The organism is Paenibacillus sp. ALE2 (assembly GCF_054113385.1).
The window spans coordinates 4,844,193-4,870,625 of sequence record NZ_CM134213.1; the positions used below are offsets into that span (position 1 = coordinate 4,844,193).

Annotated in this window: 22 protein-coding genes; 5 read left to right on the forward strand and 17 right to left on the reverse strand. The window is 45.1% G+C overall.

The features are described from left to right. Positions 1–105 precede the first annotated feature (105 nt). The 7 genes from ACXHJ1_RS20685 to ACXHJ1_RS20715 form a co-directional block, all read right to left on the reverse strand. On the reverse strand, positions 106–864 hold the full coding sequence (locus ACXHJ1_RS20685) for a DeoR/GlpR family DNA-binding transcription regulator (RefSeq protein ID WP_457905153.1): 759 nt from the start codon (positions 862–864) through the stop codon (positions 106–108). 20 nt (positions 865–884) lie between these two features. Next, on the reverse strand, positions 885–2,360 hold the full coding sequence (locus tag ACXHJ1_RS20690; RefSeq protein WP_457905154.1) for a rhamnulokinase: 1,476 nt from the start codon (positions 2,358–2,360) through the stop codon (positions 885–887). After that, positions 2,357–3,577, reverse strand: a complete 1,221-nt coding sequence (gene rhaI, locus ACXHJ1_RS20695; RefSeq protein ID WP_243537646.1) for an L-rhamnose isomerase — start codon at positions 3,575–3,577, stop codon at positions 2,357–2,359. Before rhaI ends, ACXHJ1_RS20690 begins: the two co-directional genes overlap by 4 nt. A gap of 257 nt (positions 3,578–3,834) precedes the next feature. Beyond that, entirely contained in the window at positions 3,835–5,904 is a 2,070-nt protein-coding gene (locus tag ACXHJ1_RS20700) for a bifunctional aldolase/short-chain dehydrogenase (RefSeq protein ID WP_457905155.1), read from the reverse strand. Positions 5,905–6,207: 303 nt separating this feature from the next. Continuing rightward, positions 6,208–6,849 carry an acetyltransferase gene (locus ACXHJ1_RS20705; protein WP_107735266.1) on the reverse strand — a complete coding sequence of 214 codons (642 nt, stop codon included), beginning with the start codon at positions 6,847–6,849 and terminating at the stop codon, positions 6,208–6,210. Next, entirely contained in the window at positions 6,846–7,985 is a 1,140-nt protein-coding gene (locus ACXHJ1_RS20710) for a DegT/DnrJ/EryC1/StrS family aminotransferase (RefSeq protein ID WP_107735267.1), read from the reverse strand. Before ACXHJ1_RS20710 ends, ACXHJ1_RS20705 begins: the two co-directional genes overlap by 4 nt. A 33-nt stretch (positions 7,986–8,018) precedes the next feature. Further along, on the reverse strand, positions 8,019–8,885 hold the full coding sequence (locus ACXHJ1_RS20715; protein WP_107735268.1) for a glycosyltransferase family 2 protein: 867 nt from the start codon (positions 8,883–8,885) through the stop codon (positions 8,019–8,021). A 242-nt stretch (positions 8,886–9,127) separates the two neighbouring features. Here ACXHJ1_RS20715 and ACXHJ1_RS20720 point away from each other — a divergent pair, with 242 nt between their 5' ends. From ACXHJ1_RS20720 to ACXHJ1_RS20730, 3 genes are all read left to right on the forward strand, one after another. Then, positions 9,128–10,657: a glycosyltransferase gene (locus tag ACXHJ1_RS20720; protein WP_107735269.1), complete on the forward strand. Its 1,530-nt coding sequence runs from the start codon at positions 9,128–9,130 to the stop codon at positions 10,655–10,657. 47 nt (positions 10,658–10,704) lie between these two features. Next, complete coding sequence (locus tag ACXHJ1_RS20725) at positions 10,705–10,896, forward strand: hypothetical protein (RefSeq protein WP_107735270.1); 192 nt, start codon at positions 10,705–10,707, stop codon at positions 10,894–10,896. Positions 10,897–11,114: 218 nt separating this feature from the next. Then, complete coding sequence (locus ACXHJ1_RS20730; protein WP_146169129.1) at positions 11,115–11,375, forward strand: hypothetical protein; 261 nt, start codon at positions 11,115–11,117, stop codon at positions 11,373–11,375. Between the two features lie 207 nt (positions 11,376–11,582). On the opposite strand, the gene ACXHJ1_RS20735 is transcribed toward ACXHJ1_RS20730, so the two are convergent. Beyond that, positions 11,583–12,863, reverse strand: coding sequence for an amidohydrolase family protein (locus ACXHJ1_RS20735; RefSeq protein WP_107735272.1), 1,281 nt, complete (start codon positions 12,861–12,863; stop codon positions 11,583–11,585). A gap of 166 nt (positions 12,864–13,029) precedes the next feature. Here ACXHJ1_RS20735 and ACXHJ1_RS20740 point away from each other — a divergent pair, with 166 nt between their 5' ends. Next, complete coding sequence (locus tag ACXHJ1_RS20740; protein ID WP_308810697.1) at positions 13,030–13,464, forward strand: MarR family winged helix-turn-helix transcriptional regulator; 435 nt, start codon at positions 13,030–13,032, stop codon at positions 13,462–13,464. Positions 13,465–13,639: 175 nt separating this feature from the next. Here the strand turns inward: ACXHJ1_RS20740 and ACXHJ1_RS20745 are convergent, their stop codons facing one another. Both ACXHJ1_RS20745 and ACXHJ1_RS20750 read right to left on the reverse strand, forming a co-directional pair. Continuing rightward, positions 13,640–13,840: a hypothetical protein gene (locus ACXHJ1_RS20745; RefSeq protein WP_146169131.1), complete on the reverse strand. Its 201-nt coding sequence runs from the start codon at positions 13,838–13,840 to the stop codon at positions 13,640–13,642. 486 nt (positions 13,841–14,326) lie between these two features. Further along, positions 14,327–14,566, reverse strand: a complete 240-nt coding sequence (locus ACXHJ1_RS20750; RefSeq protein ID WP_107735274.1) for a hypothetical protein — start codon at positions 14,564–14,566, stop codon at positions 14,327–14,329. Positions 14,567–14,820: 254 nt separating this feature from the next. Between ACXHJ1_RS20750 and ACXHJ1_RS20755 the strand changes: the two genes are divergently transcribed. Continuing rightward, entirely contained in the window at positions 14,821–14,919 is a 99-nt protein-coding gene (locus ACXHJ1_RS20755) for a hypothetical protein (protein WP_243236354.1), read from the forward strand. A gap of 134 nt (positions 14,920–15,053) precedes the next feature. Here the strand turns inward: ACXHJ1_RS20755 and ACXHJ1_RS20760 are convergent, their stop codons facing one another. From ACXHJ1_RS20760 to ACXHJ1_RS20790, 7 genes are all read right to left on the reverse strand, one after another. Continuing rightward, positions 15,054–15,824: a pentapeptide repeat-containing protein gene (locus ACXHJ1_RS20760; protein ID WP_308810698.1), complete on the reverse strand. Its 771-nt coding sequence runs from the start codon at positions 15,822–15,824 to the stop codon at positions 15,054–15,056. A 504-nt stretch (positions 15,825–16,328) separates the two neighbouring features. Then, positions 16,329–16,739, reverse strand: coding sequence for a DUF2538 family protein (locus ACXHJ1_RS20765; protein WP_107735275.1), 411 nt, complete (start codon positions 16,737–16,739; stop codon positions 16,329–16,331). A gap of 327 nt (positions 16,740–17,066) precedes the next feature. Then, positions 17,067–17,372 (reverse strand): hypothetical protein, encoded by a 306-nt coding sequence (locus ACXHJ1_RS20770; protein ID WP_181323701.1) that lies wholly within the window; start codon positions 17,370–17,372, stop codon positions 17,067–17,069. Between the two features lie 643 nt (positions 17,373–18,015). Then, positions 18,016–21,900: a hypothetical protein gene (locus tag ACXHJ1_RS20775; RefSeq protein WP_457905156.1), complete on the reverse strand. Its 3,885-nt coding sequence runs from the start codon at positions 21,898–21,900 to the stop codon at positions 18,016–18,018. Between the two features lie 542 nt (positions 21,901–22,442). Further along, on the reverse strand, positions 22,443–22,796 hold the full coding sequence (locus tag ACXHJ1_RS20780; RefSeq protein WP_107735287.1) for a hypothetical protein: 354 nt from the start codon (positions 22,794–22,796) through the stop codon (positions 22,443–22,445). Between the two features lie 332 nt (positions 22,797–23,128). After that, positions 23,129–24,205, reverse strand: coding sequence for a glycosyltransferase (locus ACXHJ1_RS20785; protein WP_107735286.1), 1,077 nt, complete (start codon positions 24,203–24,205; stop codon positions 23,129–23,131). 1,051 nt (positions 24,206–25,256) lie between these two features. Beyond that, the gene (locus ACXHJ1_RS20790; RefSeq protein ID WP_019687124.1) at positions 25,257–26,270 is read right to left on the reverse strand and encodes an LLM class flavin-dependent oxidoreductase; all 1,014 of its coding nucleotides are present in this window, start codon (positions 26,268–26,270) and stop codon (positions 25,257–25,259) included. Positions 26,271–26,433 lie beyond the last annotated feature (163 nt).

The following is a 26,433-nucleotide window of genomic DNA, read 5'->3' on the forward strand; positions in this document are numbered from 1 at the left end:
GTGGGATTCTCACCTATGTTGATCTTACTCATCAGAGAATCCCGCTGCAACAGCGATCGTAAATCAAATGAACCGCAGAGCGACCTCACGCCGGAAACTACCTGCTTACACAATCGTAACCGGAATGGACAACTCTGCGAGCTGACTGCAAATCAGGTCCGACAGCCGCGAATCTGTAATAATTTCGGACACTTGCGTCAAGTTCACGACATGGGTAAACGCCTGCTGCCCGAATTTGCTCGCATCTGCCAGTAAAATTACCCGATCCGCAATGCTGACCATTTTCTGCTTCAAACGAGCTTGCAGCTCATTTGATTCACTAATGCCGCGATCCAGATGAACTCCCTGACTGGAAAAAAACAGCTTATCCACATAATAGGTTTCTAATGAACGCTCTGCGAGCGGGCCCACGAATGACAGTGAACGTTGAAGCAGCTGTCCTCCCGTCGAAATGACCTCGATTTTTTCCTTACCTGCCAGTTCTGTAGCTACCCGAATCGAATTCGTCAGTATCGTTAAAGGAATATCCGGCAGACTGGACGCCATATACCAGGCAGTCGTACTGGCATCCAGCAAAATGCGATCGTGCGGCTGAATCTGCTTGACCGCTTCCTCAGCAATCCGACGCTTTTCCTCCGCGTTCATAATTTCCCGTACCGCATAGGGCGTTTCAGGCTGCTCGTTTTTGACACTAACCGCTCCCCCATGGGAACGGCGCAGTCGTCCCGCCTGCTCCAGACGATCGAGATCGCGGCGAATCGTTTCTTCCGTCACTTTACACAGCTCACTCAATTCAGACACCCGTATGCTTCCTCTTTCATTTACGAGCTGCACTATCATCTCATATCTTTCTGCGACCAGCATGGCAATCTCACTCCACATCTTTAATGTACAAAAAGTCCTGTCACCCGCCGGAACCGCCCGTAGGCATCCTCCCACGCTTCTGACTCGGCAGGTTCATATTCCTCTACGGTAATAGAATCCGCAATGACCCGGCGTGCTTCCCATATATCGGCGAACTTTCCCTGTGTCATCCATTGTACCGCAAGATTGCCGATTGCGCTCGCTTCTGCGGGTCCTGCCCATACGGGTTTTTGAATCGAATTGGCCGTCCATTGGCACAGCAAGCGATTTTGAATCCCTCCGCCGACCATATGCAAACCATTAAAACGCTGTCCTGACACCCGTTCTGTAAGCTCCAAAATGTAGCGATACTTTAACGCCAGACTTTCCAGAATGCAGCGCGTAATCTCTCCCGGCGTCTCCGGCATTAGCTGCCCGGTATTGCGGCAGTATTGGCGTATGCGTGTTTTCATATCCCCGGCATGCAGAAACAGTTCATCATCCGGGTCAATCAAACAAGTGAACGCTGGAGCCTGTTCCGCCATATGAACCAATTCAGGAAAGGAATAGGAGTTTCCCTGCCGTTCCCACTCTCTGCGCGCCTCCTGTAGAATCCACAGTCCCATGATATTTTTTAGCAGCCTGTAGGTTCGGCCTACGCCGCCTTCATTTGTAAAATTAAATCGAAGCGTATCATCATTAATTACTGGCTGTGCGGTCTCCGTTCCCATCAGTGACCATGTTCCGCAGCTCAAGTACGCAAAGGACCGCTCCAGCGCTGGTACGGCAGCCACTGCTGATCCTGTGTCATGCTCTGCTACTGCAATCACAGGAATCGCTCCAATACCCAGATCCGTCATGACCGATGAACGGATTGTACCTGCAACACTTCCCGGCTCCAGTACCTCTCCAAACCAAGAGCGGGGAATGTTGATTCCAGACAAAAGCTCATCATCCCATTTTTGCTGTAACGGATGATATAACTGCGTGCTGGTTGCATTAGAAAACTCATGATACATTTCACCTGTCAGAAAATACCGCAGCAAATCAGGGATCATCAGGAAATGTTCTGCCTGCTCCAGCAAGGGTGATCTTGCATTTCGCATAGCAGCCAGCTGATAAATCGTATTAAACGCCAAAAACTGAATGCCTGTGCGCTGAAAAATAAAATCTTTTCCCAGCCGTTCCTGTACTTCTTCCATTACTCCATGGGTGTGCCAATCCCGATAATGATAAGGGTTGCCCAGCAATTCGCCGGTTTCTCCAATCAGTCCAAAATCGACCGCCCAGGAGTCAATCGCCAGGCTGGATGGGTTCACTCTCATATGCTTGGCTTTGAGCAATCCTTGCTGAACCTCGTGATAGAGACGCAATATATCCCAGTGCAGGCGCTCCCCAACCTTGACCGGATCATTGGAAAAGCGATGGATTTCCTCCACCACGATACGTGAATCGGTTAATTTTCCGAGTAGAACCCTGCCGCTGCTTGCCCCCAAATCATAAGCGAGGATGCTCACCAGCTCGCACCACCCTTGCCTCTTTGCAAAATCTGCGTACCATACTCAGACGCCAAATAGGCTTTCATTGGATCTGCAGGTAATCCTTGCTCTTCACGGATTGCTTTGAGCAACGGGGCCACATCAAACTCAAATGCTTGGCGTACGGCATCCTCCGCACCCAGCACATCCTGACGGCTCACCGCTTCCTCCACCTCTGCATGATTGATCAAAAGTGCCTTCGCATATTGAGTCTGCACATTTAGGACCGAGCGAATCATGGCCGGAATTTTGGGTTCGATATTGTGCGACTGATCGATTAAATAAGCAATTTTATCGACAGTATGACGGATACCTGCATCGACATCCTGAGCTGCGTTCAAAATCTGATAAAAGATTAAAAACAGCTCATACGGATTGGAGGAACCCACGATCAGATCATCATCCGCATATTTATAACTGTTAAAATGAAAGCCACCCAGTCGCTTCTCATCCATTAAAAACGCAACAATATGCTCCACGTTGGCTCCCGGTAGATGATGCCCTGTATCCACCAGCACCTGTGCCTGCGGCCCCAACTTGGTCGCGTAATGGTACGCCATGCCCCAATCAGCAATATCCGTATGGTAAAAAGCCGGCTCAAACGCCTTGTATTCAATCAGCATGCGCATATCCGGCGTAAGCGCCTTATACATTTCATGGAGCGCCTCCAGCATCCAATTTTTGCGTTTGCGAATGTCCCCCTGACCGGGATAATTCGTTCCGTCCGCAAACCATAGGCTAAAGTCGTTGGAGCCTGTTTCCTTTGCAATATCCACGCATTCCAGCAAATGGTTGATAGCCTTGCGACGGATTGCCGGGTCTACATTAGTAACGCTACCGAGCATGTAGTCCTCGTCTTGAAAGAGATTGGGATTTACCGCCCCAATTTGCAGGCCAAGACTTTCGGCATGACTGCGAAGCTTGCCGTAATTGTCTACTTTATCCCACGGGATGTGAATAGCAACGGACGGACATAAGCCTGTCAAAGCATGAACCTGTGCGGCATCCTCCAGCTTTTCAAACGGATCACGCGGCACACCCGTTTTCTGAAAGACTTTAAAACGTGTACCTGAGTCGCCATATCCCCAGGAAGGTGTTTCTATGCTAAGCGCTCTCAGTTTGGTCTTTACTTGCTCTAGGTCAATGCCTCGTTGTTGCTGCTGCTCCTCGAATAAGGCGTACGCTTTGTCACTCATCGTGGTTCCTCCTTGGAAAATGAAGTGAGTTATGGGAGGCCGCTTCGCTGCTTACCACCCATAAAGTCACTTCTATTTTAAAGTGTTGGTGTATATATAAAAGGATGAAAACACGCAAATAAGTGTTGTTGCTTATTTACGTGTTTCCCAGAGTATTTTACATCCCTTCGGAACTATGGGCTTGTGCCCTCGATTAATGAAATGGATTAGTGAAATAGAAATGAGTCTATCGCTTACAGAGATTCATTTGAATTTGGCTAGCGTGTAAAGGCTGCTGGGACGCCGCCATCGATGGTCAGCATACAGCCTGTCGTTTTCTCCGCCTTGGATGAGGCGAAAAAGGCAATGCCCTCTGCGATATCCTGCGGGTAAATGTTGACCAGCAGCGTCGTTCGCTTGCGGTAATGCTCCTCCAGCTGGTCTGGCTCGATGCCGTAGGCAGCGGCGCGTTCATTGCGCCAATTGGAGTTCCAGATTGCCGAGCCTTGCAAAATCGCATCCGGCAAAATAGTGTTTACGCGGATACCGTATTCGCCGCCTTCTGCGGCAATACAGCGGGCTAGGTGCGCTTCCAGCGCCTTGGCCGAGCTGTAGGCCGTTACATTTTTACCCGCATAGACTGAGTTTTTGGAGCCGACGAACACCATACTGCCACCAAGCGTCTGTTCCTTCATCAGCTTGAACGCTTCACGCGCGACCAAAAAATAACCCGTTCCCAACACGTTTACATTTAAATTCCATTCCTTTAATGATGTTTCATCGAACGGGCTGGATGTAGCAAGCCCTGCGTTGTTAACGATGACATCTACACCACCATAGATCAGCGCCGTCTCGGCATAGGCCGCCTGGATTTGCTCCTCCTGCGTCACATCCATTTTCACGGCAATTGCACGGTTTTCACCGTAACTGCTATTGATGTCTGCAGCTACCTTTTGCGCACCTTCCAGATTGAGATCTGCCAATACAACATGCGCACCTTCTTCTACCAAACGCCGCGCGGTTGCACTACCGATTCCGCCTGCACCACCCGTAATGAATGCAATTTTGCGTGAAAATTCTGCTTCTGCCGGCGCAAGTAACAGCTTATAAAGCTCCAGCGGCCAGTATTCCACGTTGTAAGATTCATTTTCACTAAGCGAAACAAATTCTCCTAACGCCGTTGCTCCTCGCATGACAGCAATGGCACGATGATATAAGGCGCCGCTCACCTGCGCATTGCTCCAGCTTTTGCCTGTGTTAATCATACCGATACCCGGAATTAAGATGACACGCGGTGCTGCTTCAAATCTCACGTCTCCTTCATGTCGATTGCGCTCAAAATAAGCTTGGTACTGCTCCTTATAGGTTGCTATACCCTCGGCAAGCTTAACTTTCAACCCCTCTACATCCTCCATATCCGGTGTCCAATCTACATAGAGCGGCTTCATTTTGGTATGAACCAGATGATCCGGGCACGCTGCCCCAATCTGAGATAAAGCAGCAGAATCCTGGCCGTTCACAAACTCCAGCACATCCTCCGCGTCATCAAAAGTGAGGATCATCCTTTTCTCATCACTGACTGCACCTCGAACGGATGGCATGATCTGGGACACCATGCTGCGCCGCTTCTCTAAAGTAAGCGCTCTATATTTTACGCCTCCAAATCCCTGCTTTTCTTCTTGGCGGGCTTTAATATAGCTTTCTGCTTCTTGGATGATTTCAATCGTTTTGGCATAAGCTGCTTCGGAAGTGTCTCCCCACGTAACCAAGCCATGCTTTTCCATCAGTACCAACTCAGCTTGTGGGTGATCGAGCACCCCTTGGGCAATCATTTTCGACAGCTTAAAGCCAGGACGGATATAAGGTACCCATACAAAACGTTCACCGAAAATTTCCTTAGCGATTTCCTTGCCGTTATGCGCACAGCACAAGCTGATGATCGCATCCGGATGTGTATGATCGACATGCTTAAAAGGCAAAAATGCGTGTAGCAGTGTCTCAATGGAAGCCCGCGGATGCTTGGCATCTATCATACAGTTCGCCAAATATGCGACCATATCCTCGTCAGACATCTCTTCCCGTTCAAACAGTGGACGAATATCCTCCATACGAAGCCCGGTGAAGTTATGCGCTTTCATGGTTGCAAGATCGGAACCGCTCCCCTTAACGTACATCACTTCAACTTCACGCCCGCGAAAATCTTGTATCGTCGTTTTAGCCGAAGTGTTGCCACCTCCCCAGTTGCACACGCTCCTATCTGTGCCAATCAGGTTAGAACGGTATACGAGCTGTTCCAGCGTGCTGTTCTGCTTAGATGCTTGCGAAGAATTCCATAGACTTTGTACCATAGCAAAAAGACCTCCAAGTTCTGTTTTTTGTTTTGAATAACTTTATTAAGGTGGATATTTTTATTTACGGAGACTATAACACTTTTGTTTAAATTTGAAAATACAAAATACAAAAATAATCAAAAATAATTTTAATTTTATCCATCTTTAAAATGAATCTATTCCTCTAGCTTAAAATATAATAAGGCCGAGCCGGATCAGGTATAAGAACCTTTTCCGCTACGGCCTTTTGACAGACAAATCACTTCATTACCAAGCATATTGCTACGAATTTGATTGCGCTCTGTTTCAAAGAAAGGAGGCTCAGGGCATATCAAGGCGTTTTTTAACGACTGCTGGTACACCTGCAGCCATGGTAAAGCTGGGTATATCATCTTTAATAAAGGCACCTCCACCTATCATAGACCAACAACCGATGTGACATTTTTCCCGTACCGAGACACCGACCCCGATATAGGCTCCTTCATCTATGGTTACGTTACCTGCCAGGTTCACACCAGGAGCTATGGTTATATAATCGCCAAAAACCGCATCATGACTCACGTTAACACTCCGATTGATAATTACATGCTGTCCGATTTTAATATTGTCCGACAGGACAGCTCCTTCAAAGATCATACTTCCCTCTCCAATGGTATTTCTTTGAGAAAAACGAACACGTGGATGTATTAGCGGGGCTGCGATACGAAATCCCGATTGAATTGTATGATAAGCGAATCGCTTCTTTAATGCCGGATCACCCACCCCCGCACATATCAGCTCTACCTCATATTTTAACGCTTTAATGTCGGTCAACGTCCCCAGTACAGGAACACCATCTACACTCTGCCCTTTTGTCTCAGGCCGTTCGTCTAAGAAACCTATCACTCGAACTCCTAGTTCTTCACATAACCAGTTGATTTCCCTGGCATGTCCGCCCGATCCCCAAATAACGAGTTTCCTCATCTGGCTGTCTCTTTTCCCAGGTTTCCTAGAACATTCACAATTTTTCGAATATTAATCTCGTCCAGTTCCTCCCACAAGGGCAGGCTGACAATATGTTTGGCAATATGTTCGGTAACATGAAGAGTAGACCTCGTATAGCTTTGGAACTGCTTCTGCTGATGGCACGCCGGAGAAAAATAGGTTCTAGCTTCTATTGAATTAGAAGCTAATAACTTAACAACCTCTTGATTCGTGTGTGAATCCGGACTAAGAACAGGGACAAATTGATGAACAACCGATCCTTTCGTTTTTTGTACAGACCATCCTCGTTCTAATAAGTCTGCTTGGATCAGTTCTTGAAGATAATATTCGTAAATCGTCCTTCTATTCTCCCGTACATTCTTGAAATGATCGAGAGTGGCTAAAGCGATAGCAGCAGTATACTCGGATATCTTACTGTTAAGGCCTTGGGTGACAGACTCCCTGCTGCTGGAAAAACCGAAATTCCCCGCTTGACGAATTCGCCTAATAACATCCCGGTCCAAACTGTATACCAATCCACCCTCTCCAATACCAAATGATTTGGTGGCATGAAAGCTGAATACTACGGCTCCTCCAAAGCCTTTACCAAAATGGGTGGCTTCCTCGGAAGTTATAGTTCCAAAACTGGCAGCAGCATCAATGACTACCGGAATTCCTTGCTCCTGCAGCTTATTGTACACAGATAAATCAAGGGCTGTACCGAAAGTGGCATAAGGAACGATTACCGCAATCTCATCTCCCAGCAGCTTGACTGTCTGCTCTAACTGATCCCTATTCATTTGCCAATTCTCCGGTTCAATGTCAAGGAAGTAGGGTTCTAGCCCGCACCACTCAGCGGCAAGTGGAGTGGCAGCAAAAGTAAAACTTGGCATAACAGCATATTTGCCTTGTGGTCGCTTGCTTTGAGCGATCGCCAAAATCAAGCCGATGGTAGCGTTATGAACGGTAACAGCTGAACCGATTCCATCAAACATTTGTGCAATAACCCGCTCTTCAAACAGGTTATTTAAGGGACCATAATTGGAGTAAATCCGCGTCTCTTCTATTTTCTCAAAATTAGCAATAAACCGTTCCTTTTTTACTAAATTAGGTCGTAAGAAGGGAATGTCGAACATCAGCCAGCCTCCTTCGCATATGGGATGAGCAAGCTAGGTTTCCAATGTTTTTAATATCATTTCAATTCGCTTGATATCTGCAACAAATGGTGGACGACCTCTTATACGTTCCTGATAAGAATGAAGTGCAGCTTTAAATAAATCGTTAGTATCAAGAAATCCATCATCTCTTGAGGCAATCATAATATCTAACCATTCCGTGAACGCACTTTGACCAAGCGTCTGATTATTTTGATTGGGATGTATTCGGAAATAGCTTAGCGCTTCAGTAATATACACTGCTTTTCCCTTTGATAGTAAGTTCAACCAAGAAGCCAAATCATTAAGAAGAGAATACTGTTTTCCTTTATATACTCCAAACCGTTCGATAAGATCTGTTTTTTTGAAAAACACTGTCGTAGGTTCACCAATCACATTTAAACAACGAGTTAATGCAACGTTTGCCAACATTCTTCCGTCCATTATCCTTGTTTCCTCGTACAGTCTTTCCGTTGCATAGAGCGGTGGGAGAATAGCCCCTGATTCATCTATGGTTTGCCGATACGAAGTAACCAGTGTGATGTTTTCAAAATTTTCATAAAAATAGATCATTTTCGCTATTTTTTCTTTATGAAACATGTCGTCATCCATCAAGTAATTGATATATTCACCTGACGCCAAATCAAAACATTTATGCCAATTGCCGAGAAAAAGATTTTTATCATTTTTATAATATTTAATTTGGGGAAAAGAATCTAAATAAGAATCAAGCATTTCTTGTACTTCATTCGTTGTACTGTCATCACAAATAATGATTTCGATGTTCGGATAAGTTTGTTCCAATACACTGTCGATGGCGACTTTTAGTGTATACGGCCGATTATATGCAGGTATAACTACACTTACTAATGGGCATTGCACGCTTACTCCACCTTTCTTTTATGCTTAGGTGTCTACCGGAGGCTTCAAACGATTTAATTCGCTATGTTTATATGGGCTGGCATTTTTCTCACATCCCCGAACACATACACATACACATACATATATATTGCTGGGAAATAGAATGATGCCGGGAAAATGGGTATTTCAATAAAAATAATAACTTACGTCTGAATCGGCACCTCCCTCTCGTTGGTGTTCGAAACGGGTAAAGGGGAATGATCATGTCATTAAATTTCACTCCGCTACTGACAGCTCATTTATTTGTATCGAAGAAGGTTTTAAAGGATCATGTAAAAGAATTGATAGATAAATTGGAAGAAAATCACATTACAATAAACTTGTATGAGGCTGACCAACTACTTATAGACAATAGCCTTCAAAAGCCTCGGGTTTACGTCTCGCTTGGAGAAGAGTGGGGAGAATTTTCAGCACTAAAAGCGTTACCTGGTCACGAAAAAAAACGCTGGTTGCACTTCCAATCACCAGACGAAATTCAACCTATGCATTTATTTTTCTGCTGGCTTAAGGCAACCGATCCTCTTCTGGAGAATAGAACGATTCCTCCAACACATTTCACTTCAAACACACCTTTAATATCCGTGTTTACTGCAAGTTACAGATCAAAAGAAAAAATTCAACGACCTTATCAATCTTTATTGAAGCAGACCTACAAGAACTGGGAATGGGTAATCGTGGATGATTCCGGGGATGAAGATGAGACATACCAGGAGTATTTACTCCCTTTAGAGGATCACCGTGTGCGGAGATATCGTCAGGATTCCCGCAATGGTTATATAGGGGCTATCAAAAGGTTTGCAGCAGGTCTCTGTACAGGGGAAATTTTAGTAGAAGTCGATCATGATGATGAGCTAACTCCTGACTGCCTAGAGAAAATCGTCAAAGCATTTCAACAAAATCCTGACTGTGGCTTTGTTTATGGGGATTGTGCTGAGGTGTATGCAGGGAGCAATCATGCGCATTGGTACGGCTGGGATTGTGGCTTTGGTTACAGTGTTCATTATCGAGTCTGGCTGCATGAAATGAACAGATGGCAAAATGTACAAAAACATACGACCATTAATGGCAAAACCATTCGTCATTTAGTCGGTTTACCCAATCATCCACGTGCGTGGACGAGGGACTGTTATCATCTGATCGGAGGCCATCGCAATGAACTACTGGTAGCAGATGATTACGATCTGCTGGTTCGGACATTTCTTTGTACTAAAATAGTGAACGTCCCTGATTTAATATATATCCAGTATCGTAACGAACATGGAAATAACACTACATTCCTCAGAAATAAGCAGATTCAGGTTCTTGTTGGGGAACTATACAGATGCTATTTTCAAAGGATTCAAATGAGATTGAAAGAACTCGATTTACCCCAGCTACTACCTTATCGTCGTATATGGGAGACTTCTATGGATGATCCTGCCCGGAAATCTGCTCACGTTATTCAAGAAGATACCTCAAGATTCTCGATATTGTTCCCTATCCCCCATTCCTGCCCTGAAATAGAGCATACGCAATTAAATAAGACACTTCAAAAGGGCATTGAAAACAACTTTAGGGAGATTGAAATTGTGGTTGTAGGTCGAATTCCATCAGAAATCGAAAGCTATGCCTCCAAAGCTCCCAGGGGATTCATACGATGGTGGCCTATGGAACCAAATGATTCATTAGAAACTTGTATTCAATATGCAAAATTTGTTGCGTCCTGTAAAGAGAAAGTGGTTGTGTTGCCCTAAAACATGTTGATCAAATTCTTCAAGACCCTAAAGATAACTTATACAAAATGGCATCTAGCTTTATGGAAGAAGCACAATATGCAGAAGCTAACAACATCCTGGTTGCTATGCAAGACCACTACAGCATGATTGGCGGCGACATTGAAATTATTATGGTATTCGGCGGTGGAGTATCACCTTTGAGCCTGATCTATATAAAGAAGCAAAGGAGTTTGCCGATGCAGTCCATTGCTTATTAGTTTGGATTCCAGGCGAATACGCTGTAAACTTGAATGTGCATGGATTGGATATTTTGCACAAAAAAGTTTCTTTCAAGAGGCGGGTGTTGAAGGTTAACAGAACCTACGCGGAAATACGTCTCTTGGCGAGTAGGCGAGTTAAAAGAGCATGTAAAAGTAAATCGTTGGATTGATGCACGTCTAACATACAATTATCCCTAGCAAGTATCGTCTTGCACATGATTGATCGGTTTGGATATCGAGACATCACAGAACATGACATACAAAAAATTCTCTATCATGAACCTTTGCTCAATGGATTACAAACACCTTTAACGCCGTTTACTGCTATGAAAGCTATCCCTGAACCACAACCTGCCGTAACTATAGACGAACAAATAACGGCTAAGAAAACTCCCCTTCAAGAAACCCGCCAGGGAGATGAAGAACCTGAGGAATATGATCCGTTATTAAAGCAGATCAATCCTAAATCATTTTAAACAAATAAAGCCCCGGTTATTAGACGGGGCTTTATTTGTTACTGTCCGATTCCGGCCACTTTATGAATGTTCGGGTTTTCTCCGCGCTATCTGTAACGGCAAGTTTTGGTGAAACACAAGGTCCTCAACAACTAGATGAGGGCCCGACTTTTATTCTCTTGCTTCTCGTTCAATTTCTATAAGAAGGTCTGGTCTACCCACCATGATTCACGCTTCCGCTATTTTGCGCGTACCGCGCTGCCATATTTCGCGAATCGATAGCGTATCTGAGATATTCAACGTCGGATTCCCGTCGACCAAGACCAAGTCCGCTCTCGCCCCCTCCACAATTCGTCCGCGATCGTTCAGGCCGAAGCGGCGAGCTGTTTTCGAGGTAGCGGACTGAAGGGCTTCTAAGGGTGTGAATCCTGCCTTAACCAATAGCTGCATCTCGTGATGTACACTGGCCCCATGGGCAAGTCCCCCCAACGATGGAACCGGTACGGAGACATCCGTTCCCACCAGGATGTCTACTCCTGCACGATGAAGGTCCATTACATTACGATAGCTATCTGCCATGCTGCCCTGCGGGAAAGTATGGAAACTGGCATTCAGCGTATTGATCCATTCGGGACTGAGCTTGGCACTCACACGGGGATCCCTTACCAATTCAGATGCAGGGTTCCCGATAATTGAGGAGTTCAGGACGAGACATGGCGTAACGAAAACACCTGCCTCTGCTATCATCCTCACCAAATCCGTCGTGGTTTCAGGACGGTCAATGAATAGATGAGCAAGTCCATCGACTCCAATTTCTACAGCTTGCCGGGAGGATTCAGCAGTTAAAACATGAGCAATCACCATCTTGTGGTGACGATGAGCTTCCCCTACAGCCGAACTCAAAATATCTTGGCTTAAGACGGGCAGGCCGGGCGCTGCTAATACCGTTCCTTCCTCAATCATAATCTTGATATAATCGGCTCCCTCTCTAACTTGTTGGTCCACGAATGCCAGCGCTTCGTCCCGGGTTGATACGGTGGGCGCCTCACCATGATCATGCTTATGTGCGGCCAGTCTGGCGTTACGTTCTTCCTCACTCATCTTCTCCATTTCCTTCATTACAAAGTCTGGAATCTCGCCATCCCCCGGCATGAGTTCATCAGGATGTCCCCCAGGTGGTGTAACCCCCATCCCAGCTGATCGTACGTCGGCAATATTCTCGATTCCTTTCAATTGCGCCTCTCGGCCGTTTTTCGTGAACCCGCCCATCATTTCCAGTTCAGTCGTAACTCCGAATTTCAGTGCATCGCGCAAGCCTTCCACGGAAGTGTGAACGTGAGCATCTATCAAGCCCGGCAACAAAGTCCCTCCTTGCGCATCGATAATGACCGCATGTTCCGGTATTTCCCCACCCACCGATACAATCTGTTCGCCTTCAATTAGGACCGTTGTCGCTTTGATCACTTTTTCTCCGTCAAATATACGGGCATTGGTGATTGCAGTAATCATGGCAGTTTCCTCCAATCAATTTTAATTGAAATATAACTGTTAGATTTCTAATTGTCAATATTAAAACTGAATGATATCTAGCATTTATGTTTTGACAATTAGGAGTTTGAACATTAAGATGAACTTATAATTAGATTTCTAACTATAAGAAGGGAGTCGGGTTCGGTTGACAAAGCAAGGTTTGTTGCATACCCCCTACTCAGATTTGATCCGAGACATCGGAATGAAGATCAGAGGCATGGCAAATGCCAAATTATCGGAACTTGGGCTGAATGCTCAACAAGGGCAGATGATGGGCTACATTTTTGAGAATCAGGACAAAGGTGTTATCCAGAAAGATCTGGCCCTCCACTTTAATCGGACAGGTGCTAGCATTACCAGTATGCTTCAAGGGCTGGAGAAAAAGGGGTACATCAAACGTATCATCCCGGAGGATAACGAGCGGCAGAAAAAAATATTTCTTTTAAAGAAAGGGACCGATCTCGTTGAAGAATTCAATGGAATATTCATGGAGGTAGAAAAAAGTATCACCCAGGGCCTTACTGAAGAAGAAGGCGAGACCTTCATGAATTTATTAATCAAAGTTAAAATGACCATGTAGCGGTTACTGCCCAAACGTTACTTATGGTAAGGTTCCCCGCGCTTTATCTTAAACTAATCTCCAGAATAGCTGGCCGCCAGTCTAACACTTTATTTCTCAGTCTAGGACTTTATTTTTCCGGTAGTAATCGGCTTCATCAAATGTACTTAGTAAATTAATGGCTTCTTGAGTAGCATTAGCATCTTCGAGCGTGAGCGCCTTGCTTATTCTCCGTTTCCCACAGGTTTAATCGTTCGACCAGTTTGCCGGATCGCTCAGCATCAACTGCCCATGCTTCCTTTTCCCAAGCATGAGCGTAAATAGATTCTTTCGGTTCACCCAAGCGGCTTAGCAGCTCTATACGTAGCAGCTCACCTTCGCTGCATAGTTTTTTCAAATAAATCTTTTGTACTAAATACTTAATATATCCAAGTTTGTTAGACTGAAAAGTAGAAAAAAAAACTCCAAAATCAACTAAAGCCGAAAATAGTACAATTGATAGAATTTTTATCACAAATAAGTTAATAAATTACATCATTTTAAGTGGCGATCTTTCTTTTTTATTAGTAGAAGTAATTAGAAAATAATAATGTATAAGGAATTGAAGGAGGAATTTACATGGGTTTTTGATGTTTGTACCTCAGTTTCTAATCCAGGTGTTTACCATAGTCGTCTCTTTAGTGATATATGTAGATTTTTCAAAAGAAGATAGTCAATCAGTAACATAGTAGAATACATAAACACGTCAAAAAGAGCGATTTTTATCGCTCTTTAACATTCATTTATATGTATTCAGTTGATTTTCCTGTCCGTAGCTTCCTGAACAAAGGGGGTCCAAACGGACTCTTTGAGTCTGGACAAATCCCCCCATCTTGAATAAGCTTCAGACATTTAGTGAGCTGATATCTATGCCCAAATATTCGCAAGCCGTATTTCTGTATCTACTTTGACTTTGCTCCAGAGTAGTCTTAGTTCGTGTGTACCCCCGGCAAAGATACTTGGCCGTAATACTACGATCCTCCAATTGATGGTGCTCCAGTATCGTCAACAAAAAGGGCAGCTCCACGTACTCAATGACAAGCCGTAAATCCTCCGCACTATCTTTCTGCATTTTCCACTTCATTGCACCCCATATTCCAAACTCTTATTCCTTAAGATCGCCATAATTTGCAAGCTGCTGCTTAAGTTTTGAATCTTAAATACTAGAATCCTCACAATTTTAGCCCTGTATTGTGTAAATAGCATCATCTATGCCTCTACCCTGTTTTCAGTGTTGTTCAAATATCTTCTACCCTATTATTGGTTTTAAATCAACAAATATGAGATCAGTTCCATTGTTAGCATCCGATCAAAGCGGAATCGGCACGGATTTTCAAGGTGAAATGGGATGAAGCCAAGGTGGATGTGGATTATGTACGCATGAAAAAAGAGCATCAGCAGGGCTACGACGGCGGATGCTCTTTCTTTTCAAAGTAGTATGCTGTTCAATTTAACATAATATACTATATCAACTACCATACAGTGATTCGCCGAGGTAATGATCTCCAGTGGACTCCTTTTACATATATACTGTTCCCGTCGTAATCCTATATAATTTCTATTGTTTAGGTTTACGCATTGTTACATTCCAGACTACTGAAAAATCGCTCAACAAAAACATCACCATATATTTTCTTCATATGCGCCGTGTTAAAAATATATTGTTCCATATGCTCAAGCTTGCGCAGACTGCGTACCAGTACTTTCCGATCATCGTCAGATAGATTAGGGTCATCGCCTATCTTCGTTAAAGCATTTTTCAAACGTGCGGATACCTGTTCAACATACAGATGGTTTTTGGATTTTGGCGGAATACATTGCGTCAGGTCACAGCTCACAAAACGAACACCGTCAAGGATGCAGTTTTCAAAATTGGCGATTAGCTTTTGTTTGCCATTTCCCTCAAACGTAATATCCACTAGCTTGCCGGTAAAGGAACAATTGACGATATTCGCCGCTTGTAAAATCCGGTCCTTGAATCTACATTTATAAAAAGTACAGTCGATAAACGTAGCATTCTCCAATGTCATCCCTCTCATATCGCAGGAGGAAAATTCGCAATTGGTGAAAACAGCTTCGTCTCTGGCAATGCCGACAGAGCGCAAGTCGGAACGAATAAATGTACAATTATCAATTGTACTACCGGCAAAAAATCTCGCATTCGTAAGATCGCAGGTATCAAATACAAGATGATGCAGGTTACAGCTCCAAAATATAGGTGAACTAACATTCGAGTTTATTATGGTCGTTCCGCTTATAGTTTCGTGCTCATACCTGACAATATCAGAAAAAAATTCGTTGTTTACTGACATACCAGATTCAAGTCTTCTCATCCCTATCATTTCTTCAGAATCTTTTACGATTATGAATACCTTATTTTGGTTTCTTGTGAGATCCGTCAACTTTAAAGAATGATCACTGAGCACGCACCCAGATACAACATTGCACCTTCCTAGACCATTGCTGTAATAAATAATAATGATGGGCGTAGAGTGCTTGATGGTTATTGATGGGGACTTGTGGATCCAACCTCATTAAGCGAAGTAACAAAAGAACCATTTGTTCTGAGAAAAGTGAATTGGCAATATGGCATGGCAATCAAGAATACACAAGTATAACAGATGACTCCTGGAATGCCTATCCCTTTGAACAAGATAATAGATTAACAGTTACAAATGATTGGTCTGGCAGCAGCTATAATAATACACCAAAAGTTAATGTGTCCAATAAAGTTCGTCTCTCCTTCAGATGGGCTTTCTGCTTTTTAAAGTCCCTACAATACACTTTCCTTATTCAATATGTTGTAGCATGAGAGGAGAATATCTAACCCCTCATTTCCAATTCTTCTAAAGAACCAATTTATTCAAATAGTGTTCGTAATTATAACTTTTCTCTAATCTTACATGCCTACAAAAAGACTTGAAAGTGAGTGTCGTTCCAGTTATCAAGACCGTTATTAAATCTAAAAATTTCACCGTTATACATGTGCATCCCCGCAAACACCAAATATTTGTATGGATCATCCATGTAAAAATAGCATCAGATAAGCGTTTAGTGCTTTCATCATTCTCATCTTCCCAATGATGCACCCAATCAAAAGCAAATTTAAAGCTGTGTTCTTCAGGTATCCTCTTTAAAACTTCGGGCAAAGCCAAGATATAACAAGCTACTTCATATTCAATGCTTGGTAGGCTGCTTGCATAGAATTCTAATAGAGATTCATAGTTCTTTCTATGGGCCTCATTAACAAAGAACATCAATAAACATTTCCTCAAGGTAAAATTTAATTAGCTAACGACTCTTCATATTCCTTCACACGGCGATAAAAGGTAGGCTTCGTTAGTCCAGATTGCTGTAAGCCGCCGTTGCTGTTATTCGGCCAGCCTTCCATTCTTCATAGAGTCTAATAAACGCCGCTTCATCAAAGGGCTGCCGGGGTCTCCCAAACATAACACCCCTTGCCCGCGCTATCTCAATCCCTTCTGCCTGCCGCTATGATGTATTACCTGTTGTAGCCTCCCATCCGACGATTCCTGTTAACCAAACTCGACTCCCTGTTGGAACCCCTATAATTGTTATTGTTTTTAATGTAGTTGCAACTGACGTTTCGGAATTGCTGAACTTCCTGTCGTATTTGGCGTATTCTCCGATACCTGAAACTGTTGGAAAGATCCGATGGCTCCAGTTGCCCTAGTCACTCCTGTTGCTCCAGCAGCTCCAGTCGGGTCCTTTATTTTTGAGTTTTCAAGTCTATCGATATATCTTAATGATTTACCAAGTGGAAGTAAGGATCTTGCAACTCCTTTCTTGACAAATATTATCTTTCTCTGTTCAGCATAGCGTTTAGCTCTTTCAGTTCCCTTAAAACCAAATTCACTTTTCTTACGCACCTTTTTTGCAATCTTCCTCGTTTACTATTTTTTCTCCCCCGATATTTTCCGAGGGTGTTTAGTCTTCTTACATTTATTTAAGTAATTCAACGTACCATTGAGAATAACTATAGTGGTTAAAATGCATATTCAGCTTTTTCGAACCTTTTCAGTTTTAAAAGGCGTATTGCTCTTCGTAGTCGCCAATTTGCAGCATTCAACATGCGTATATTCCAGTGAAGATTCATCAATCAGTCCCCCTTTGGAGAATTTGTGAACTATCGTGCAAAAAATTTTTGAAAACCCTTAGGATGATCATACTTGGTCACATCTTTCCGGTATCACAACAGTTTATGGGAGGGCCCACAATATTCAACTCAATATTAGCCTATTTTTAATATTTGTTTCTATGATATTTCAAAAAGCAGCTCCTGCAGATGCAGGAGCTGCTTAGAGTGTCGAGAAAGTCCAGAGGACTTTTCGATCACTTCTATTTTTATATGGGTAGACGCATCTTTTAAAACAAAAATCGATTTAAAACGATCTGAGGACTCTAGTTTTTAGACCACTAAGACAGTTTTAAACCCCCTGCAAAAAAACAGGGGGTTTCTCGACAGCCTGAGAACCCAAAAGTTATGAAATAACTTTTGGGTTCTTTTTCTAATTATACCTTAAGCTTATAGAGGCCTTTGGTCACCTTGCGGTCCTTAGACTCCCTGAGGGCCTTGATCGCCTTGGACTCCCTGAGGGCCTTGAACTCCTTGAGGTCCTTGGTCGCCTTGGACTCCTTGTGGTCCCTGATCACCTTGAACGCCCTGTGGTCCTTGGTCACCCTGTACGCCTTGAGGTCCTTGGTCGCCCTGGACTCCTTGTGGGCCTTGAACTCCCTGAGGGCCTTGGTCACCTTGAACACCTTGAACTCCTTGAGGGCCTTGGTCACCTTGGACTCCTTGTGGTCCCTGGTCACCTTGAACTCCTTGAGGGCCTTGATCTCCTTGGACACCCTGAGGGCCTTGGTCACCCTGTACGCCTTGAGGTCCTTGATCACCTTGGACTCCTTGTGGTCCTTGGTCACCTTGGACACCTTGAGGGCCCTCATCACCTTGAACTCCTTGAGGTCCTTGGTCACCTTGGATTCCCTGTGGTCCTTGGTCGCCTTGAACACCCTGTGGTCCTTGGTCACCTTGGATTCCCTGTGGTCCTTGGTCGCCTTGAACACCCTGTGGTCCTTGGTCACCTTGAACTCCTTGAGGGCCTTGGTCACCTTGGGCTCCTTGAACGCCTTGAGGTCCCTGATCACCTTGGATTCCCTGTGGTCCTTGGTCGCCTTGAACACCCTGTGGTCCTTGGTCACCCTGTACGCCTTGAGGTCCTTGGTCGCCCTGGACTCCTTGTGGGCCTTGAACTCCCTGAGGGCCTTGATCACCTTGAACACCTTGAGGGCCTTGGTCACCTTGGACTCCTTGTGGTCCCTGGTCACCTTGAACACCTTGAGGGCCTTGATCTCCTTGGACACCCTGTGGTCCTTGATCTCCTTGAACACCCTGTGGTCCCTGATCACCTTGAACTCCTTGAGGGCCTTGGTCACCTTGGACTCCTTGAGGGCCTTGGTCACCTTGGACTCCTTGAGGGCCTTGGTCTCCTTGGACACCCTGTGGTCCTTGGTCACCTTGGATTCCCTGTGGTCCTTGGTCGCCTTGAACACCCTGTGGTCCTTGGTCACCTTGAACTCCTTGAGGGCCTTGGTCACCTTGGGCTCCTTGAACGCCTTGAGGTCCCTGATCACCTTGGATTCCCTGTGGTCCTTGGTCGCCTTGAACACCCTGTGGTCCTTGGTCACCCTGTACGCCTTGAGGTCCTTGGTCGCCCTGGACTCCTTGTGGGCCTTGAACTCCCTGAGGGCCTTGATCACCTTGAACACCTTGAGGGCCTTGGTCACCTTGGACTCCTTGTGGTCCCTGGTCACCTTGAACACCTTGAGGGCCTTGATCTCCTTGGACACCCTGTGGTCCTTGATCTCCTTGAACACCCTGTGGTCCCTGATCACCTTGAACTCCTTGAGGGCCTTGGTCACCTTGGACTCCTTGAGGGCCTTGGTCACCTTGGACTCCTTGAGGGCCTTGGTCTCCTTGGACACCCTGAGGACCTTGATCGCCTTGGACTCCTTGTGGTCCCTGGTCGCCTTGGACTCCTTGTGGGCCTTGATCTCCTTGAACGCCTTGAGGGCCTTGGTCGCCTTGGACTCCTTGAGGTCCTTGATCACCTTGGACTCCTTGAGGGCCTTGTTCACCTTGAACGCCCTGTGGTCCCTGATCGCCTTGGACTCCTTGAGGGCCTTGGTCACCTTGGACTCCTTGAGGGCCTTGGTCACCTTGAACTCCTTGAGGTCCTTGATCGCCTTGGACTCCCTGTGGTCCTTGAACTCCTTGGACACCCTGAGGACCTTGATCGCCTTGGACTCCTTGTGGTCCCTGGTCGCCTTGGACACCTTGAGGGCCTTGATCACCTTGGACACCTTGAGGGCCTTGATCACCTTGAACGCCCTGTGGTCCCTGATCGCCTTGGACTCCTTGAGGGCCTTGGTCGCCTTGGACTCCTTGTGGTCCCTGATCACCTTGGACACCTTGTGGGCCTTGGTCGCCTTGGACTCCTTGTGGTCCTTGATCACCTTGGACTCCTTGAGGGCCTTGGTCGCCTTGGACTCCTTGTGGTCCCTGATCACCTTGGACACCTTGAGGGCCTTGATCACCTTGAACGCCCTGTGGTCCTTGGTCTCCTTGGACACCCTGAGGACCTTGGTCACCCTGTACGCCTTGAGGGCCTTGGGCTCCCTGTGGTCCTTGATCTCCTTGGACTCCTTGTGGTCCTTGATCTCCTTGAGGTCCCTGATCACCTTGGACTCCTTGTGGTCCTTGATCTCCTTGAGGTCCCTGATCACCTTGGATTCCCTGTGGTCCCTGATCGCCTTGGACTCCTTGAGGGCCTTGGTCACCTTGGACTCCTTGAGGGCCTTGGTCACCTTGAACTCCTTGAGGTCCTTGATCACCTTGTACGCCTTGTGGTCCTTGGTCGCCTTGAACACCCTGTGGTCCTTGGTCACCTTGAACTCCTTGAGGGCCTTGGTCACCTTGGGCTCCTTGAACGCCTTGAGGTCCCTGATCACCTTGGATTCCCTGTGGTCCTTGGTCGCCTTGAACACCCTGTGGTCCTTGGTCACCCTGTACGCCTTGAGGTCCTTGGTCGCCCTGGACTCCTTGTGGGCCTTGAACTCCCTGAGGGCCTTGATCACCTTGAACACCTTGAGGGCCTTGGTCACCTTGGACTCCTTGTGGTCCCTGGTCACCTTGAACACCTTGAGGGCCTTGATCTCCTTGGACACCCTGTGGTCCTTGATCTCCTTGAACACCCTGTGGTCCCTGATCACCTTGAACTCCTTGAGGGCCTTGATCACCTTGGACTCCTTGAGGGCCTTGGTCACCTTGGACTCCTTGAGGTCCTTGATCACCTTGAACGCCCTGTGGTCCCTGATCGCCTTGGACTCCTTGTGGGCCTTGATCACCTTGGGCACCTTGAGGTCCTTGATCACCTTGGACTCCTTGAGGGCCTTGATCTCCTTGGACTCCTTGTGGTCCTTGATCTCCTTGAGGTCCCTGATCACCTTGGACTCCCTGTGGTCCTTGAACTCCTTGGACACCCTGAGGACCTTGATCGCCTTGGACTCCTTGTGGTCCTTGATCTCCTTGAGGTCCCTGATCACCTTGGACTCCCTGTGGTCCTTGAACTCCTTGGACACCCTGAGGACCTTGATCGCCTTGGACTCCTTGTGGTCCCTGGTCGCCTTGGACTCCTTGTGGGCCTTGATCTCCTTGAACGCCTTGTGGTCCTTGATCACCTTGGACTCCTTGAGGGCCTTGGTCACCTTGAACTCCTTGAGGTCCTTGATCACCTTGAACTCCTTGAGGGCCCTGATCACCTTGGATTCCCTGTGGTCCTTGGTCGCCTTGAACACCCTGTGGTCCTTGGTCACCTTGAACGCCTTGAGGGCCTTGGTCACCTTGAACTCCTTGAGGTCCTTGATCACCTTGATCACCTTGAACTCCTTGAGGTCCTTGATCACCTTGGACACCTTGAGGGCCTTGATCACCTTGAACGCCCTGTGGTCCCTGATCGCCTTGGACTCCTTGTGGTCCTTGATCACCTTGAACGCCCTGTGGTCCCTGATCGCCTTGGACTCCTTGTGGTCCTTGATCACCTTGGGCACCTTGAGGTCCTTGATCACCTTGGACTCCTTGAGGGCCTTGATCTCCTTGGACTCCTTGTGGTCCTTGAACTCCTTGGACACCCTGAGGACCTTGATCGCCTTGGACTCCTTGTGGTCCCTGGTCGCCTTGGACTCCTTGTGGGCCTTGATCTCCTTGAACGCCTTGTGGTCCTTGATCACCTTGGACTCCTTGAGAGCCTTGGTCACCTTGGGCTCCTTGAGGGCCTTGATCACCTTGAACTCCTTGTGGTCCCTGGTCGCCTTGGACTCCCTGTGGGCCTTGGTCACCTTGTACGCCTTGAACTCCCTGAGGCCCTTGGTCGCCTTGCGGGCCAGCTAACCCTGTTCCTAAAAGCTCATCAGAAACTAATCGGTGGGCGGGCACTAATTGCCCAAATGTATCTTTACCCCAAACAGAAATTTGAGTTTCATTTTCTGCTGCTCCGCTTGTGGTAAAAACGAATTCAAATGCATTTAAATCTGCAAAATAGTTCCTTGTAAAAACCGCATTTGGTCCCACTATTACTTGTTCTTGTACATATAATGTTCTGCTGCCATTTAAAGCGAAACCCTCGATCAAAACAATTGAAGAATCAACAGAATCCCGGTTATCGATTTTTACCGTCACCAGTTGGGTGGGTCTGACTCCAAGAACAGGATCGTTTGCAATGGGGCCAGTTGATAATACTGACATTTAGATACTCCCTCCTTTCTAGTAAAAGCAAACTTTCTTGTGAACAATGAGATCTTTCTCAAGATCATGCTCCCTCTATTTTATTTCTAAAACATGTGATATGATTGTGGCTTTCTCTCTGTACATTTGTTGAGTTTTAAGACTCTAACTGCTCATCCGCAACAATACGCTGAGCACCAATAATTGCACCACTCTCGTTTTTTCCCCATACAGAAATATCAGTACTTTCTTCTGCCAAACCGCTTGTGGTAAAAACAAACTCATATGCATTGAAATTTACTGTATAATTTCTCGTAGCAACTGCATTGGGGGCTAGCGCTATTACTTCTAGTACAAACAATGTTCGTAAACCGTCTAAAACGTATCCCTGGATTAATATTGTTGAAGAATTGACTAAATCACGGTTAACCATTTTAACGGTGACCTGTTGAATCGTCCTAACCCCACTAACAGGACTGTTCTCAATAGGTCCAGTTGTTAATAATGTCATTAGTTGACCCTCCTTTACTGATTAGTAATAATCCATTAAATCAACTAGACGTACTAGAATGGAAATAGCAAAAGACATTAGGATTTCCATTATTATATTAATAATTAGTTAAATATGATTGTTTGTTTACCTATTAAAATAAGATACTTATTCTGTCATTCGATCCGACCAAGCCTCTATCTATCGTCGGTTCTCAAGTTTGGAATTGAAAGGCTTGCCCCGTCCCCTTTCCGAAATATAAAGAACCCTCTAAGAGAGAGGGGCGCACTCATCCTGTTACCCATACCATTTCCATCATGCTATAACACTTCTACAGACTGTTTATCAACAAGTTATTTAAATATGTTAGCAAGCTTTGATTTCACTATTTGACTAGCCTGAAATTTACTTTTCACCTTATTCGAACCATTTTTCCCAACAATCAGTGCTTCTTCAAAGTGATTCTGAATCCAAAATAATCTTTCAGAAATTGCGTACCCGTTAGGTTCAACTTCAAAATAGTCCTTACCTTCCTCAAGAATAAATCTATCATTTCGGGGGTTTGTCGTAACAAGTATACATCCTGTCGATAGTGCATCAACGGCAGCCGTGGTTGGAAAACCATCTAATGCAAATCCATCCGGAACACTGCAATTTAGAAATATATGAGTTCGTTCATACACTGGCTTTAATTCTTCAGGGGAAAGTAGACCATAGAATGTATAATTCTTATTTTCCAATAAATGTAATCGGTCTTCCCAATCACCAATTAGATTAAGATGAAAATCATCCGTAAGTCGATTAAATGCATCTGCCATAATGGGGAAACCTTTTCTAATAGCATTAAAAGCACAAAATGTCAACTGTATCGGCTTTTCAACTTTCTTATGTTTAAATATATATAAGTCGGTATTAATCACAACGGGATAATAAATACTTCCAACAATCGCTTCCATGACTTCATTAATGTTTGTGAATACAGTCGAGCAATGTTGTCCTGCAATAGAAAGAAACTCTTTTTTGGTCCATGGATCCAATCCGCCACCTGGGTATAAGGTAGCATGAAGATGGATATTTCGCTCATCTAAGAATGGCTTGATATTAAGATTAGGATTTGCTCCTGGCAAATAACTTCCATCCGGAAGAAAGCAATGTCCAAGCAAACTAAGTGTTAAATTTAAAAAAACACAATATACATCTGTAACCCCCTCAGACACCGCAACTTTCATAAAATCAGAAAAAGGAAAAACTTTACACGGAAAATAATCATCATTAGGTTCGGTTGCAAAGAATAATGTATCAGGCCTTTGCTGGAATATATTCAAGTTCTCCCAATATCGAAAACCACTCAGTTTCCATGGAAACTTTGTATCAATCACAGCAAGACGCCGGTTAGTATAAGATTGAATCTGAGAATCAAAGAGATCCATATCTTCCCCCTTTCTTGAAGTCACTGCTCCCTAAAGCTGCACTTCACAGGCGCTTCCCATATATCTGTGGCTTCAATGGTCGAGTTTCCAATACAGCATAGCGAATAATCCCTACAATTATGAAGATTTTATTAAATATGTAATTCGCCGCCGATTCACAAGCAGGTAATCCTCTGGCATGAACAGTGAGTTTGTAGACTGGGAGCGATTGAACTTCCGGTATCAGACCCTCCTAATAGGGAATTCTTACTTAATATGAGGGGTGGCTATCCGTAAAAGAATCAAGAATTATTTCATTTCCATTAGGGATAATATTACCATTTACTTCAAATCTGTCTTATTAACTTCAATATTACCCTTTAATATGGATAAAGAGTCATCAGTTGGATGATTATTGAAAATATAGTATTGATCCGCCATTATTATCATAGTTCTTAAAAAAACGGGAGTTCTGTTCTTCATTCTCAGCATAACGCATTACATGAATTATCGCGTGTTCTTCCCCTTCAAACTCAAAGCTTATGGATCAACTTGCTTGATATTATATGCAATTTATACCTGTAGGGTTCTAGTCGAAGAGATCCTGCTCAATGGATTGCAAAATGTAAATTATACCGAAGAATAATGGTCTTTTATCGACTGGCATGTGCAGTTGGATGAACAAGCTCTCTCTCTTCTCAAGCCATACTTATTTACAGGTTATAGCGGGTCACTCGATGCGTAATCAGGTTGATCCTGACAAGCCTCCGTTCCTTAACCTGCTGGTTGGTGAACGATACGACCGCAATGCTTGCTGTCCGAGCAACCGGAAACCGACCTGACAACAACCATATATAGTCAAAGCTTTGTGGACACGTTCTGGAAATTATACGATTATCATAATAAAGCCTTGTCACTTACGATAGTTATTTGATCAACAGCTACTGTACACGTGCAAATGCACCAAACCTAGTTTATTCTTAAGTATAAGCTTTTAAAAATATAATAAGGCCGTGTCAGAATCGGTTATAAGAACCTCTCTGGCACAGCCTCGTTTGTTTAACTCAATTATTTACCCATCCATGCGCATCACTTGAGCTAGCAACTCGTACGAACGCAAACGTGCCTGATGATCATATACCTGAGCGGTGGTAATCAACTCATTGGCTCTCGTCTGGTTGATTATAAAATCCAGCCTTTGCTTGACTGTGTCAGGACTACCGATTGCTGAATACCCCAGCATATTACCACGAACCATCTCCTTCTCCTGCTCACTCCAAAGCTTATCCATGTCATCGACTGGTGGTTTTAGTCCTCCGCTATGTCCGCGCAGCACATTTAAAAATTGTTGTTCTTGTGAAGTAAAAAGCCGTTGTGCTTCTTCATCAGAATCTGCAGCAACCACATTCACACCAACCATCACATACGGTTGATCCAGTGCCTTGGACGGCCGGAAATTACGGTGATACAATTCCAGCGCCTGTAGCAAATGAGCCGGGGCAAAGTGGCTAGCGAACGCAAACGGCAGCCCAAGCTGACCTGCCAGCTGAGCACTGAATCCGCTTGAGCCCAACAACCAGATAGGTATATCCATCCCTTCTCCTGGAATCGCTCTCACCCCCGGCACGGCTCCGTTTAACGCTGGATTCAGGTAAGAGCGGAGTTCATTCAGTTGCTCGGGGAAATCTTCCCCCGTGGTGTGCAGCCCTCGCCGCAATGCTCTCATTGCAGGTTGATCCGTGCCGGGAGCCCGACCAAGTCCCAGATCAATTCGCCCCGGATAAAGCGACTCTAAGGTTCCAAACTGCTCCGCAATCATGAGTGGAGCATGGTTAGCCAGCATAATACCACCTGAACCGACCCGAATCTTGTGGGTATGTGCAGCCACATGTCCGATGATCACAGAAGTAGCAGCGCTGGCAACCGCCTGCATATTATGATGCTCCGTTAGCCAATAGCGTCGGTATCCCCATTGCTCAGCATGCTGGGCAAGATCCACCGTATCACGAAAAGAATCGGCAGGAGTACCGCCTTCAATGACAGGTGCAAGATCTAATATAGACAGTGCAACATTCCGCGTGGTCATTTTATATAAACCTCCTGTCAAACTATTATTTTACGTATTTCTTTCAACGCCTTAATTCTTTGACCTATCAATTGATGCATCAACTATAATAATGCGTCGTCTTATGAATTGCAAATAATTTTAATTTTTAGTATTTATCAAAAAATAGTTTACTTTTACGATT